This window comes from Cellvibrio japonicus Ueda107 (assembly GCF_000019225.1).
In the GTDB taxonomy this organism is placed as follows: domain Bacteria; phylum Pseudomonadota; class Gammaproteobacteria; order Pseudomonadales; family Cellvibrionaceae; genus Cellvibrio; species Cellvibrio japonicus.
Window position 1 is genome coordinate 94,670 of record NC_010995.1, and the last position, 14,177, is coordinate 108,846.

Consider the following 14,177-nt stretch of genomic DNA (forward strand, 5'->3'; position numbering starts at 1 on the left):
CCACTGTGCTGTCAATGAAACCCGTTAACCTTGAACCAGTCGACAAACTTTACACCAGGGGCTTGGCCACTGATATACCAGCGGTTATTATTTAGCCCGTCGCATCCGCCATGGGTGTGATGACTATAACGATAATAATGCACACCATAAAAACACAAGATTGTCCCCGGCAAAAACACAACTCCAAACGCGTTATCCCTCGGTCATAGCTTGCCCCTTGCCTGATCTGCATTCCAGCTACTGCTGATGTAGTGCATGTTTTATGGCGTATGGACAGTGCAAGGCTAAACAACGACTAACAATAATCATTTTGTCTACAGGTAACCGCACATGAGTTCCTCTCAACGCATTAGCGCTTGGGCGCTGGGTTCTTTACTAAGTGCCAGCGCACTTTTATCCCTTCCACTGCATGCCCAAACCCTCGGTGCAAACCTTGCACTCACTGGCCCCAGTGCCGGTGCCGATGGTTCAGGCTTTAGTAACACCAAGCTGGTCCGCGATGGCAACACAGGGACTGCCAGCCCTGCCAGTGGCACCAGCAACCAGCGTGTTTCTGTGAAATGGGGTTCTGCCATCAGCTTCAACACCGTCATCCTGCGCGAGCAGGGTACCCGGATTACCAGCTGGCAGTTGGTGAATAACGATAACGGAACCTTGCTGGCCAGTGGTACCGGCATAGGCGCAGAGCGTATCGTGTCGCTCGGCAATGTCAGCTCCAAAAAAATTAACCTGATTGTGAATGCTACGGCGGCGCCCTCCCTTGCCGAATTCGAGGTTTACAACGCAACGGGTGTGATCAGTTCCAGCTCCAGCAGCCAGGCGGTGTCCAGCTCCAGTCAGCCAGTGTCTTCCAGTTCTGTTCGCTCATCCTCATCCTCGTCTTCCAGCAGTGTTGTGGTGAGCAGCCCGCCATCATCGGTATCCAGCAGTCGCTCTTCATCCTCGGCGCAATCCAGTGTGGGCGGCTTGAGTGCGGCCTGTATTTCACTGGCAACCAACTCCAACGTGAACTGGCGTGATACCTCCCTGCAATCCGACCAGGAAATTGTAGAGTGCCTGTCGCGCACCCTGGGTAAACCCGTGGGCTACGGTGAAAATGCCCTGGGTGGCTACAACCCCAGCGGCGGTAGCAAGTTGACGATTATCCGTAAGAACACCGGGGTGTCGGTAGAGCAGCAAATCCTTAATGCCATTACCGATAACAACCACAACTGGATTGTGTTCGACAAAGTCGATTTCGCCCAGCCTTCTGAAATCGGTATGTATCGTCTCGGTTGTAACAACGCAACGGTACAGTCCATCCTGGGCGCTACCGAAGCTGAGTGTGTGAATTACACCCAGTGGTGTTCGAAAAACAATATCAGTAGTGCAGCCTGTGTGAATGAATTTTTCAACAAGGCGATGAACAAGTCGAATAACCCGATTCGCAACCCGGTGATCGGTTCTAACAAAACCATCGATGGCCGTGGTAGCGAGGCTTACTTCCTGTTCAGCGGTTTTGCAATTGGTAAAGACTCTACCGGTACACCGACACAAACGGCTAACAATGTGATCCTGACGCACTTGCGCTTCCAGGGGGCTGGCCATACCGAAGACCATTACGTTGACCCGGATATGATTCGTTCCACTGGTGCTTCACGCGATATCTGGATTCACAAAAACACCTTTGATACTACGGGTGATTCGGCCTTTGACGTAAAAGTGGGCGCTTACAACATCACTATGTCGTTCAATAAAATTGTGGATGTGAAACGCGCAACACTGCACAGCTCCAGCGACAGCCACACGATCGATTCTCAAATCAGAACCACGATGCACCACAATCTGTTTGTAACCCGCGATGCCAGCTACTCAGCCCTGGGTAATACCCTGCGCCGTGTACCACTGATTCGCCGTGGTACATCACACATGTTTAACAATGCGTTTATCAACTATCGCAAAGACCTGCTGAGTATTCGTGTAGGCGCCAGTGTGTTGCAAGAAGACAATATGTTTGTGGTGAACCGTATCCATCAAGAGAAGAGTTCACTGGCTGCTGCTTTGGCAGAACTGCAATCCAACCTGATCCGGGATGTTAATGGTGGTAACTATCGCGGCGAAGGAAACTTCCTGTGGTTCAGTGACGGTGCCTGTAATCTCGATCAAACCACCAAAACCGGGTTTACTGTCAGCTCTGGTACCGTGGCTAATCTCAGCAACAACTACACCGCTGCCTCGCGTACAACCATTAATAACTGGCGTTTTGCGGCCGGCCAGGATTTGGTGGATTACCTGAGTGCAACCGCGGGTAAATACGGTCAATACGCCTTTAACTCACCCCTGTCGGGTGATCGCTATTACGTATTGGGATTGGGTAAAGTGTCCTGCCTGTAACAGGATTGTTGCTTCAGGGATGAAGTGGGCATCCATAAAAAACGCCTTTGTGGTTTTCACAAAGGCGTTTTTTATGGAAGGCTTATTTATCTGCCGGATCAACAGGTGCGGTTATCAATCGTTTATCCATTTCTGCGCACGGGTGGCATTTTAGCGATTTCCCCTTCAATCCAGTTTTTAATATCGTCCGTTAGCTGTTTGCGATCTTTTCCTTCGGTTGTTATAGGCTCGCTGATAACAATGCGAACCGTACCGGGATATTTAATCAGGTGCTTGTGCGGCCAGTACTCGCCGGCGTTGTGTGCCACCGCAATGATTGGTACCCCGGCGGAGATGGCAATATCCGCACCGCTGCGCGCATAGTTGCCTGCCTTGCCAACGGGGATGCGTGTCCCCTCCGGGAAAATCAGTAAATTATTGCCTTGTTGCAAGCGCTGTATACCTTTGCGTTTAATATCTTTTAACGCCTGTACCGGGTTGCTGCGATCTATCGCAATAGGGCGCAGGCTGGCGAGCCCCCAGCCAAAGAAGGGAATACGCAATAACTCTTTTTTCAGGATGGTACTGACCGGACCAAAATAATATTGCAGGAACATGGTTTCCCAGGTGCTTTGGTGCTTGGCCATAACCACACAGGGATATTGGTCTCTGTGCTTTTCACCGATAATTTCAATGCGAATACCGCAGCATAAACGCAGCCAGAACATCACAAAGCGGTTCCAGCAGGTAACAATTTGCCAGCGCCAGGAATAGGGGAGAATCGGCCAGATAATAACGGCGATCAACCCGGCAAAGGCACCACTGATGTTATAACCGAGCGTGAAAATAAGACTGCGAAGTGTTAACACATGAATTCCTGTTGCCTAAGTATTGGCAATAATAATGTCAGCGGCGGCAGCGAGGTTATCGACAACCAGTACCTGGTCCAGGCTGACCAATGGATTGTCTGTTTGTTCCCCGGGATTGGCGAGTTGCGCCAGGGTTTTGATACCCTTGCCGGTTTTTACCAGCACCGGTTTACACCCTTTTTGCAACCCGGCTTGCAAATCGCGCAGGCTGTCGCCCACAAAATAGCAGCTTTCCACCGAGGTATTAAATTCCGCCTCAATCGCATCCAGCATGCCGGGCTTGGGCTTGCGGCATTTGCAATGGTCGTCGGGGTGGTGGGGGCAATAGAAAATTGCACCGATTTCCCCGCCCTGTTCTTCCACCAGCAGGGTGATTTTTTCGTGCATGGCCTCCAGGTCTTCCAGTTCGAACCGGCCTTTGGCAAGGCCCGCCTGGTTGGTTGCAACCACGAGGGTAAAGCCTGCTTTATGCAGGCGTGCAATAGCCTCAATACTGCCCGCAATGGGCACGCATTCATCGGCGGATTTCACATAGTCATCGCGGTCGTGGTTAATCACACCGTCGCGGTCGAGGATGATGAGTTTCATGTTTTTGCTTCTGTTTGGTGTAGGTTCATGGATGGGTGTTAACAGGTGAGACACGCCGTGAATACTTCCTTGTAGGCTCGACGCCAACATCCCTGTTGGCGACGGTCTCACCTGTTAACACCCATCCATGAACTGCAAGAGAGTGCTAAACCTCATCTGTGGCTAGTTTTTAGCGGGTACCAGATAAGAGATATCCGCTACTTCCAAAAATAAACCACGCAGTTGCTGTAACAGTGCCAAACGGTTTTGTTGGAGTGCCGGGTCGTCAGCCATGACCATTACATTATCAAAGAAAGCATCCACTACCGGTTGTAAATCAGCCAATGCAGCCAATGCCTGAGTGTATTCACGTGAAGCAAACAATGGAGCAACTACAGCGGCTTTGGCGCCCACGGCTTGAGCCAGGTTTTTCTCGGCTTCCTCCTGCAACAACGCAGGGTTTACCGCTGCACTTACGTCGGCATTTTGCTTGGCGAGGATATTGGATACGCGCTTGTTTGCGGCTGCCAGGGCTTGTGCTTGCGGCAGCTTGCTGAATTCATTCACCGCCAGCACACGCTGGTTAATATCCAGTGGCTGCGACAGTTGTTTGGCATTGACCGCCTGGAATACCTCGGCGGGAATCTGCGCATCTTCAAACATGGCGCGGAAGCGGTCGAGCATATAGCCCAGTACCTGGTCAACCAGCTCCTCACCAACGGTCAGGTTGTTGTGTTGCGCCTTGGCAAAGGTGAGCAGTTCGCGCAAATCCAGTGCGAGGTTTTTTTCGACTAACAAACGCAATACGGCGATACTCGCGCGGCGCAAAGCAAAGGGGTCTTTGGAGCCGGAAGGCTGCTGGCCAATGCCGAAAATGCCGCTGATGGTGTCCAGGCGATCGGCGAGGGCGATGATGGCGCCGGTCGCGGTTGCGGGCAGCTGGTCGCCCGCAAAGCGCGGCATATATTGCTCGTTCATGGCCGCGGCAACCTCGGCATTTTCGCCATCGTTTAAGGCGTAGTAAAAACCGGCGATGCCTTGCATATCGTCAAACTCACCCACCATATTGGTGACCAGGTCAGATTTGCACAACTCGGCGGCGCGCACAGCCGATGCTTCGTCTGCCTTAAGTTTGCCCGCGATAAATTGTGCGAGTTTGGCCACACGCTCGGTTTTTTGGTAAATAGTGCCCAGTTGCGCCTGGAATACGATAGTTTTCAAACGCTCGCGCAGAGAGGCCAGGGTGGTTTTCTTGTCAGTTTCAAAGAAGAAGGCCGCATCGGACAAGCGCGGGCGAATCACGCGCTCGTTGCCGTCAATAATTTGCGTCGGGTCTTTGCTTTGCAGGTTGGCCACGGTGATGAAATAGTTTTTCAGTTTGCCGTTGGCATCGACCACGTGAAAGTATTTTTGGTGTTCTTTCATGGAAGCGATCAGTGCTTCTGCAGGTACTGCGAGGAAGCGCTCTTCAAATTGACCGGTCAATGCTACCGGCCATTCAACCAATGCAGTTACTTCATCCAGCAGCGCTGGATCAATCACAGCAACACCGCCAATATTTTTCGCTTCAGCTTCAACCTGGTCTTTAATGATTGCACTGCGCTCGGCGAAATCAGCCACGACATAACCGGTATTTTTTAATACGCTGGCGTAATCGCTGGCGTTGGCCAATTCGATAGGCTGGTTGTAGTGGAAGCGGTGACCGCGCGTTGTGCGGCCAGCGGTTAAACCCAATACCGATGCGCTAACCACATCGCTGCCAAATAGCATCACCAGCCAGTGTACCGGACGCACAAACTCTTCGCGTTTGGAGCCCCATTTCATCCGCTTGGCGATGGGCAGTTTGGCCAGTGCATCACCGACGACTTTTTCCAGCAGCTCGACCGTTTTTTGGCCATCTTGTGCAAGGCGTGCTACCAGTTTTTCGACCTTGCCGTCACTTTCGGCTTTTAGGGCGGAGGCAGCAATACCGTTCTTTTCGGCAAAGGCGAGCGCCGCTTTGGTGGGCTGGCCTTCTTTATCAAAGGCAATGGCAGCGGGCGGGCCCCAGACGACCAGTTCTTTTGAGGGGCTTTCGCTGGCAAGGTTTTCTACCAGTAGGGCCAGGCGACGCGGTGCGGCATAGGCTTTTACCGAGGTGAAGGATAATTCCAGTGCAGTTAAATCCGCTTGAATGCTTTCGGCAAAGGCATTCATTAAATTTTTCAAATTCTTGGGAGGCAGTTCTTCGGTACCCAATTCAACCAGGAAATCGGCAGACATTATTTTTCCTCCGCAGTAACGCCATCAGCGGTATTTGAAAGAGAGAGCAATTCATTGCGTAAGGCTTCCGGTGCAAGCGGGAAACCGAGGGTTTTGCGACTGTCAAAATAGGCTTGCGCCACCGCGCGCGCCAACGTTCGCACGCGCAGGATAAAGCGCTGGCGCTCAGTGACGGAAATAGCGTGGCGCGCATCCAGCAGGTTAAAGGCGTGGGAGGCTTTCATCACCATTTCGTAGGCGGGTAGCGGCAAATTCCTGGCCATCAAACGGGTGGATTCCCGCTCGTAGAAATCAAAACTTTTGAACAGGTAATCGGTGTCGGCTTCTTCAAAGTTGAAGGTGGACATTTCCACTTCGTTTTGGTGGAACACGTCGCCGTAGGTGACCTTGTCACCGTTGGGGTTAATGGTCCATACCAGGTCGAAAATTGAATCCACACCCTGCAGGTACATGGCGATACGCTCAATACCATAGGTGATTTCGCCGGTGACCGGATAGCACTCCAAACCGCCCACTTGCTGGAAGTAGGTGAACTGGGTGACTTCCATACCGTTGAGCCAGACTTCCCAGCCCAAACCCCAGGCGCCGAGGGTGGGCGATTCCCAGTTGTCTTCCACAAAGCGGATGTCATGCACACTGGTATCTATGCCCATTTCGCGCAGCGAGCCCAGATACAGCTCCTGGATATTATCGGGCGAGGGCTTGAGCGCTACCTGGAACTGGTAGTAGTGCTGCAGGCGGTTGGGGTTTTCCCCGTAGCGGCCGTCTTTGGGGCGGCGGCAGGGCTGGACGTAGGCGGTGTTCCAGGTCTCCGGGCCTATGGCGCGCAGGAAGGTGGCAGGGTGGAAGGTACCGGCGCCGACTTCGAGGTCGAGGGGTTGCAAAATCACGCAGCCTTGGCGCGCCCAGTAGTCTTGCAGGGCGAGGATCAGGCCCTGGAAGGTGCTTACATCGTAACGTTTTTCAGTCATGGCAGACCCAATGGGTGAAGGGTGGTCAGGAAAAGGTAAAAAATGCGGCGATTATAGCTGTCTATCGCGCTGAATGGCAGGTTTTACCGGCTGGGGTAATAACAGGCTGCGCTCCAGTAAACCCCACGTAAAGAAGTTGTAAATCGCGCGTAAATAGCCTTTTGGGTGACTTTTAATCAGAGGGCATCGCGCCTATGTTGATATCAACAGAGAGAGAAAAACGCCTTACCGTCGTGCACTCCCCCTGGGTTATCAACAATTGAATTGGGGTTTGTTATGAAAAATTTGACTGTATTTGCCCTGGCTGCAGACGACCATCTCGTTCAACCTGAAGAATTTGAAGATGTCCATGGCACTACCTCCGCACTGGCGATCCTGACCGATTTCCGCAGCCATAAACCGCATATGCTGGACGCGCAAATGGAGGCCAGTGAAGCCTTGGAATTAATGCTGGCGGAAGATGTGCGCACCAAGCTGGTCATTGATGAGAAGCGCGAGTTTATTGGTGTGATCGGTATTGATGATCTCTCTGAGCACCACATGGCGCTGAAACGTATCGAATTGGGTGTAAGGCCGGATGAATTGCTGGTACGTGACCTGATGCATTCGCGCCGCAACATTCGCGCGATTGATTTTGATGAGTTTGCCAAGGCCAGGGTATCGGATGTGGTATCAACCCTGAAGAAACATCACCAGGATTACCTGTTGGTGGTGGATCAGGAGGCACACCATATCCGCGGTATAGTCTCTGCCCGCGACATTGCCCGTCGCCTGCATACACCGGTACAGATTGAAAAAGAATTGACCTTTGTCGATATCTTTACCGCGGTAAAGGCGCACTAGCCGGTTTTTGCCAGGCCATGAGCTTTGCCCTGCTAATGGCCTGGGTTTGCTTTTAGGGCTTATTGACTGCTAGTCCTGTCGTTTAGGCCGATCTTATGATCGGCCTTTTTTATGGTGTGCCGTATCCATGGCCGCCACCCTCCGGGCCGTTGTTGCACGACGTTGAAAATGGCTCCCGGCCATTGTTTATCGGCGCCTGTTCAGGTCGACTCTTGCAGCGGTTGCTGGCGGTAACCCAGTGATTGCCATAGTAGTGCTACCAGTGCGAAGTAAATGTTCATACTCAATGCAAAATGCCATTCGATAATGTTTTCCCACATGTCCTTGAGTGGATCTGGCAAGAGCAGGTTGCAACCGCTACTGGCCAATCCCAGTAGCAACATCCACCAGCACAACCCGTGGATCGCTTTTACCTGGCACTTGCCTGTATGCCCGGGCAATTGTCGCCACTGCCGCAGCAGGAGCATCTGGGCTAATACGGTAAACCCGAAATACACCGTGACACCATAGTGCCGCATAAAGCGGTATACCTCGCCGCTGTAACCCAGGAAGTTGGCATAAACCACCAGGAACAGGGCACCGGTAACACCAAGTCCGATAATCCAGTAACAGCTGTGCCCGGCAAGCCGGTTAAGGCGGAGGAAGGCAGCGACGTGCAGCCAAAACAGGATTAACAACCCGGCGTTGAGGGTCATGGCCGAGCGAAACAAAAACAGGGCATCACTGGAGCGGGCCGCCTTGCTGATAGACGTACAGCCACTCCAATAGGGGACACACCAGTCAATAGCCCCAACCAGGCTGCTCCACAGCCAGGCGGCATGGACCACAACCAGGGGAATCGTAAAAACCAGCCAGGCAGTTGCAACGGGTTGCATGGGACCTCCCTGTAAACCGGAAGAAAGAGGGGTGCTAATACTCTAGCCGACCCTGGCCGGCAGCCGGAACAGATACGTTCAGTTAGCGGGGAATTTCCGGTAAGCTGCCCGCAGTTTTTTGCCAGCCGAGTGACCCAGTGCATGAAAGATCAATTAGCCCCTCTGTTAATCAAGGCCCTGGCGCTATTGCCGCTGGGATTGCTGCGTGGAATGGGCGATCTGATTGGCCGTTTGCTGTGGTGGGGCAAGGGGCGTTCCGCCCGGGTGACGCGTATCAATATTGCCCACTGTTTTCCGGAATTATCGCCCGTCGAGCAGCGCCAGTTGGCGATTCACAGCCTGCAGGAAACGGCCAAAACAGCCATGGAGGCCGGTGCTATCTGGCGCCATTCCTGGCCTTGGCTGGAGCGTCGCATACTGGCGCGCGAAGGCGAGGACATACTGCGCAATAAGCTCGCACAGGGGCAGGGGGTGCTGGTGCTGGCTCCCCATCACGGTAACTGGGAAGTCGTTGCGCCCTATCTGGCCAGCCTGGCCCATTTGACCGCCATGTACCAACCGCTCAAAACCCAGGCGATGGATGACCTGGTACTGTCCGGTCGCAGCAAACTCAATATCACCATGGCCCCCACCAACCGCAAAGGCGTGATGATGTTGTTCAAGGCGCTCCAGGGCGGCACGATTGTGGGGGTGCTTCCCGACCAGGTGCCGGAGCGGGACGCCGGTAGTGAAATAGCCCCGTTCTTTGGCCAGCCGGCAGTGACCATGACCCTGATCCACGGCCTGATCCAGCGCACCGGCTGTGCAGTCTGCTCCTGCTATGCCGAGCGGGTTTCCGGCGGTTTTAAAATGGTCGTGATGGAAGCCGATCCCGCTATCTATAGTGATAACCAGGTGCAATCTGTGGCGGGTTTAAATGCCAGTGTCGAAGCCTGTGTGCGGCGGGTGCCGGCGCAATACCAGTGGGAGTACAAGCGCTTTGGCCGCCTGCCGGCACATCTGCGCAATCCTTACAAGTCCGGCGACAACAAAAATTAATCGAATCTGATCTGCCTTATACGTGTTTTATCAAGGCCTTATCGCTACAATGTAAAACATTTCGCGTCCGGTATGACTCTCGCCTCCCAAGTGCGTTAATAAAAGGCAGGGCTCCGCCGGGTGATAACACCTGAATCGTCTGCTTTTTAGCTGGTTTTCATTGTCTGACCCCCGGTTAATTCCATGGATAACTGTTCTTTTTTTCGTCCTGGTCGCAAGACCCTCAACCTTGTTTTGTGGATTCCCTTGCTCGCCGGCGGCCTTATGGCCTGTAGTAGCTCCAAGCAATTGTTGATTAACCAGAATGCCCTGCAGCAATGTCTTGCCAACCAGGACACGCACCTTAAACAACAGGAAGAGCAACAGCGTGAACTGGTTGCCAGCCTTGGTGCCTTGCAACAACAACTTGCCGAGCAGCAAAAAGTCCTTGAGTCCGAACCCCGCGTGATTGAAAAGCAAACCACCCGGGTGGTTTGTCCTTCGCCGGTATCCCCACCGGCACCCAAGGTGCCGCCCGCCGAAACCCCGGTCGTGGACAAACAAATCGTCGGGTTGCAGGAACAGGTACTGCTCACGGGCCTGAATATCATTATGCCGACCCGCATCAACACCAATGTGGCCAACTCGGTACTGGATGCACGCAATATCCAGCTGTTTGAGCGCAACAGCGACGAGTGGGTCAGGTTTACCGTTTATAACCCCGAAACCAAAGAACCCCATGTCCTGGAGCGCAAGCGTTTACGCTTCCAGAATGTGACCACTGCCAGTGCCACCACCGAGCGCCGACCGGTGGTGGAAATGCGTTTTACGGTGGGAAAGCTGACCCAGAAAGGCGAATTTGTGCTGGCGGATCGCAGTACCTCCGAATTTCCGTTACTGATTGGCCGCAACCTGCTGCGTGACGTGATGCTGGTCGATGTGAGCGGTAATAACCTGGCGCCTGTTCAACGTATCGAAGAACCTGCCCCCAAAGCCCAACCCTAGCCCCGGACTAGCTTGTCTCCAGGACCTGATTGATGAAAAAGCCGTCACGTGCCCCCTTTTACACCATTATTTGCGGATTGATCCTGTTTGGCCTGGTGACTGCCTGGCTGCGTCACAGCCAGATGGAAATACCGCTGTTGCCGGGTGTGCAGCAACCGGTGTGGCTGATCGAAGCGCGTATCGATTTCGAAGCGACCGGCGAGCCGGTCACGGCGCGCCTGGGCCTGCCGGATAATCCTCCCGGTTTCCGCAGTGTCACCGAGCAGGCGGCAGCCCCCGGTTATGGTTATTCGGTGGTATCCGAAAACGGGGTGCGTCGCGGCGAATGGTCCAAGCGCGGCGCCATTGGCCTGCAAACCATCTATTACAAAAGCCAGTTCACCATCGGCCACAACGACCAGGCGCTGGCGCTCCTGCAACAACCGGAAGTCCGGCGTGTGGATTGGGATGGCTCCTCCCAGGAAACCGCTGCCCAGCAGGTGCTGGAAGTGGCCTGGGCCAGGTCCAGCACCCCGCAAAGCTTGGCGCGCGAGTTGATCAAGCAGCTCAATTCCGAAGCCCTGGATCAAAATGCGGCCCTTTTATTGTCGGTTTCTTCTGATAAATCACTGCTGTTGGAAAAACTGATAAACCAGGCGGGCATTCCTGCGCGCCCGGCCCTGGGGTTGTATTTGGAAGATGCCCGTCGCCACCAGAACCTGACCCGTTTGGTTCAGGTATTTGATGGCCACCAATGGGTGTTGTTCAATCCCTACACGGGTGAGCAGGGGGTTCCCGCCAACCTGCTGTTGTGGCATACCGGCAGTGAGTCCATCCTCGACGTGGCTGGCGGTACCCGCTCGCGTGTCAGCTTTTCGATGATTTACCAGACGGTGCCGGTGCTGGACCTTATTAAAGCCAAAAACCAGAACAGTATCTTCACCCTGGTGAGTATCCAGCATCTGCCTATTGAAGAGCAGAGCATGTTCAAGCTGCTATTGCTCCTGCCCATAGGGGCACTGGTTGTGGTGTTTATGCGGATCATCATCGGCCTGAAAACCTCGGGCACCTTTATGCCTATCCTGATTGCCCTGGCATTTTTGCAAACCTCGCTGGTGTTGGGCCTGATCAGCTTTATCCTGGTAGTGGCTATGGGCCTGGTGCTGCGCACCTATCTCTCGCGGCTTAACCTGCTGTTGATTTCGCGGATTGCGACCCTGGTAGTGCTGGTGATTTTCATCATCTCTGCCCTAAGCCTGGTTGGCTACCAGATGGGCCTGAATACCGGTATGACCATCACCTTCTTCCCGATGATCATCATTGCCTGGACCATCGAGCGCATGTCCATCCTCTGGGAAGAAGAAGGCCCCAAAGAGGTGCTGGTACAGGGCGGCGGTAGCTTGCTGGTCGCCGTGCTGGCGTACCTGCTGATGCAGGTGCCGCTCATCGGCCATCTCACCTTTAACTTCCCCGAACTTAACCTGATCGCCCTGGCGCTGATTATGCTCATGGGCCAATACACCGGTTACAAACTCTCCGAGCTGCGTCGCTTCCGCGCCATGGTGGATAACGCCGAAGCGGATAAGAAGGGAGACCAGCCATGAGCAAGGCTGCCAAGCCGTCCCTGCTGACCTCGGCGGGTATTACTCGCTGGTGGGGCTCCTGGGTCAGCCCCTGGCGCCTCAAGCGTATGGGAATCCTCGGTATGAACTGCCGCAACCACGAGTTCATTTCCGCCTACAACCCGCGCAGCCTTTATCCCCTGGTTGATAACAAACTCAAAACCAAACTGCTGGCCGAAGAATACGAAGTCGCCACACCCAAGTTATTTTTCGTGGTCAATTCCCAGCACGAAATTTCCCACATCGAAGAAAAACTCATGGCCCTGGAAGCCTTCGCCGTAAAGCCGGCCAAGGGGTCAGGGGGTAAAGGAATTCTGGTCATCATCGGTCGCCGCGGCGATAACTTTATTAAATCATCCGGTGCTGAAATCACCATCGAAGATATCCGTCGCCACATGAGTAACGCCCTTGCCGGACTCTACTCGCTGGGCGGTAAACCCGATGTGGTTATTGTGGAAGACCTGATCAAATTCGATGACTACTTCAAGGATTATTCCTACGAAGGCGTGCCGGATATCCGCATCATTATTTTTAAAGGCTATCCGGTCATGGCGATGCTGCGCCTCGCAACCCACAAGTCTGACGGCAAGGCCAACCTGCACCAGGGGGCGGTGGGGGTGGGGCTGGATATTGCCACCGGTCGCGCACTCGGTGCGGTGCAACATTCAATACCTGTGACCCATCATCCCGATACCGGCCGCGCGCTCAACGAAATCCAGATCGCCAACTGGCGCGACTGGTTGTTGATTGCCTCGCGCTGCTACGAAATGACCGGGTTGGGTTACATAGGCACTGACCTGGTACTCGATAAAGAGCGCGGCGCACAACTGCTTGAACTCAACGCCCGCCCCGGACTCAGCATCCAGGTCGCCAACGGCCGCGGCCTGCTGCCGCGCCTGCGCCATGTCGAATCACTGAAAGCGCGCATGCACCGCACACCGGAACAGCGCGTGGATTATGTGATGAAGACATTCACCGCGGATGGGTTGTAATTTCCTGCGTAAATCTTTTTACAGTTTCTTCCGGGCTTGCACCGATATGATGGAATAGATCATCAGGAATGATCACACACAATTTTTAGGATATTGACAAGGAGCCCTCATGAAAAAGCATATTCTTGCTGCTGCAGTCATGTTAAGTGGGAGCCTCTCCGTATTTGCGGAAGGCTTTTATACTGCTGCTGAATTTACCCGCAATAAAATCGAAGCCGATGTTGGTGATTACTCTGTGAGTCGTAGTGAAAATGGCTATGGCTTGGGGGTGGGCTACAACCTGACTTCCCGTATTGCACTGGAGCTGGCCTATCGCGATTTGCTCAGTTTCACTGAGAGCGATACCTATGAGGATGTTGAATACTCCTCAACCATCGATGTCACTGCCATACAGTTTTCCATTACTGGCAGTTACCCCTTAAACCAACAATTTTCCCTCTATGGTCGTTTGGGCGCGGGCCGTATCCAGGTCGAATCCAGCTATTACGAAAATGCCTGGGGTGACATTGCGCGTGAATCCGATGACGAAACCAAAACCAGGGCACTGGTGGGTATCGGTGTACGTTACGCCATTACCGAACATGTCGGTGCACGGGTTGAATACTCACGTTTCAGCAAGATCAGTGGGACAACCCTATCGTCCATGCATTTAGGGATTGATTACCAGTTCTAGTGCCTGATCACTTATCACCCTGGAGCAAACAGTTATGTGTTGTTTGCTCCACATCAAACCCCGCCCAAAATTGCTTGATGCATATCAAACCCGAAGCGCCTCAACTGGCGCATTCTGACCCTGAAGCCGCAAGGCATAATTCAGGAGAGT

Annotated in this window: 12 protein-coding genes; 7 read left to right on the forward strand and 5 right to left on the reverse strand. The window is 53.5% G+C overall.

What is annotated here, in order from left to right; genetic code table 11:
• Positions 1-330: 330 nt before the first annotated feature.
• Positions 331-2,373 (forward strand): pectate lyase family protein, encoded by a 2,043-nt coding sequence (locus CJA_RS00265; RefSeq protein ID WP_012485737.1) that lies wholly within the window; start codon positions 331-333, stop codon positions 2,371-2,373.
• Between the two features lie 122 nt (positions 2,374-2,495).
• Here the strand turns inward: CJA_RS00265 and CJA_RS00270 are convergent, their stop codons facing one another.
• From CJA_RS00270 to glyQ, 4 genes are all read right to left on the reverse strand, one after another.
• Positions 2,496-3,221 (reverse strand): lysophospholipid acyltransferase family protein, encoded by a 726-nt coding sequence (locus CJA_RS00270; RefSeq protein ID WP_012485738.1) that lies wholly within the window; start codon positions 3,219-3,221, stop codon positions 2,496-2,498.
• Between the two features lie 15 nt (positions 3,222-3,236).
• Entirely contained in the window at positions 3,237-3,809 is a 573-nt protein-coding gene (gene gmhB / locus CJA_RS00275; protein ID WP_041550781.1) for a D-glycero-beta-D-manno-heptose 1,7-bisphosphate 7-phosphatase, read from the reverse strand.
• A gap of 162 nt (positions 3,810-3,971) precedes the next feature.
• Positions 3,972-6,050, reverse strand: coding sequence for a glycine--tRNA ligase subunit beta (glyS, locus tag CJA_RS00280; protein WP_012485740.1), 2,079 nt, complete (start codon positions 6,048-6,050; stop codon positions 3,972-3,974).
• A complete protein-coding gene (gene glyQ, locus CJA_RS00285; protein WP_012485741.1) occupies positions 6,050-7,021 on the reverse strand; it encodes a glycine--tRNA ligase subunit alpha in 972 nt (323 codons plus the stop codon). The genes glyS and glyQ overlap by 1 nt, the downstream gene beginning before the upstream one ends.
• 276 nt (positions 7,022-7,297) lie before the next feature.
• Here glyQ and CJA_RS00290 point away from each other — a divergent pair, with 276 nt between their 5' ends.
• Positions 7,298-7,864, forward strand: a complete 567-nt coding sequence (locus CJA_RS00290; protein WP_012485742.1) for a CBS domain-containing protein — start codon at positions 7,298-7,300, stop codon at positions 7,862-7,864.
• 200 nt (positions 7,865-8,064) lie between these two features.
• On the opposite strand, the gene CJA_RS00295 is transcribed toward CJA_RS00290, so the two are convergent.
• Positions 8,065-8,739: a hypothetical protein gene (locus CJA_RS00295; protein ID WP_012485743.1), complete on the reverse strand. Its 675-nt coding sequence runs from the start codon at positions 8,737-8,739 to the stop codon at positions 8,065-8,067.
• A 141-nt stretch (positions 8,740-8,880) separates the two neighbouring features.
• Here CJA_RS00295 and CJA_RS00300 point away from each other — a divergent pair, with 141 nt between their 5' ends.
• From CJA_RS00300 to CJA_RS00320, 5 genes are all read left to right on the forward strand, one after another.
• The gene (locus CJA_RS00300) at positions 8,881-9,777 is read left to right on the forward strand and encodes a lysophospholipid acyltransferase family protein (protein ID WP_041550783.1); all 897 of its coding nucleotides are present in this window, start codon (positions 8,881-8,883) and stop codon (positions 9,775-9,777) included.
• A gap of 183 nt (positions 9,778-9,960) precedes the next feature.
• Positions 9,961-10,761, forward strand: a complete 801-nt coding sequence (locus CJA_RS00305; protein ID WP_012485745.1) for an ATP-dependent zinc protease family protein — start codon at positions 9,961-9,963, stop codon at positions 10,759-10,761.
• A 32-nt stretch (positions 10,762-10,793) separates the two neighbouring features.
• Complete coding sequence (locus tag CJA_RS00310; RefSeq protein WP_012485746.1) at positions 10,794-12,344, forward strand: inactive transglutaminase family protein; 1,551 nt, start codon at positions 10,794-10,796, stop codon at positions 12,342-12,344.
• Complete coding sequence (locus CJA_RS00315) at positions 12,341-13,354, forward strand: alpha-L-glutamate ligase-like protein (RefSeq protein ID WP_012485747.1); 1,014 nt, start codon at positions 12,341-12,343, stop codon at positions 13,352-13,354. Before CJA_RS00310 ends, CJA_RS00315 begins: the two co-directional genes overlap by 4 nt.
• Positions 13,355-13,463: 109 nt before the next feature.
• Positions 13,464-14,027, forward strand: coding sequence for a porin family protein (locus tag CJA_RS00320; protein ID WP_012485748.1), 564 nt, complete (start codon positions 13,464-13,466; stop codon positions 14,025-14,027).
• The last annotated feature ends 150 nt before the right edge of the window (positions 14,028-14,177 follow it).